The 434-nt window shown below is 61.8% G+C and carries 1 pseudogene; it reads right to left on the bottom strand.

What is annotated here, in order from left to right:
- Nucleotides 1-434: pseudogene (locus KVT39_RS36575) on the bottom strand (RNA-guided endonuclease TnpB family protein); the annotation flags it as partial.

Here is a 434-nt window from a genome sequence, read left to right as displayed (position 1 = left end):
CCGGTCGAAAGTGTGACGAAGTCTTTCAGGCCGAGATCGATGCCGACACCGGAACGGATCGGGCGCGCCTGAACATCAGGTATCTCGATCACGATATTCAGGAACCAGTTGCCGCGCGCATCCTGCGCGAAGTTGGTGCCGTCCTTGATCTTCCCTTCGGGAAGCGGCCGGCTACTGAATACACGGAAAGTGTTGCTGGCAAAGCGAAACGCGTCGCCCTCGCGTTTCAGGTCGCGGCCCTTCAGCGGCACCCAGCCCAGCGATTTCCTGCCGCGATAGCGCAGGTACGGGCGACGGTGCTGGCTGCGCGACTTCGCGTATTGCTCGCACGTTGCATTGATCGTGCCGGAGTGGAGTCCGAGTTCCTTGCTGCTGCCGGTCGTCAGCACGTTCAGGTCGAACCCCGTCGGCCACTTCTTGCTCCACTTGAGCGC

The sequence above is a fragment of the Burkholderia sp. GbtcB21 genome (assembly GCF_019091065.1).
Classification (GTDB): Bacteria; Pseudomonadota; Gammaproteobacteria; order Burkholderiales; family Burkholderiaceae; genus Burkholderia; species Burkholderia pyrrocinia_C.
The sequence above is the reverse complement of the archived record's forward strand: the minus strand, read 5'-3'. Positions and strand labels throughout refer to the sequence as shown.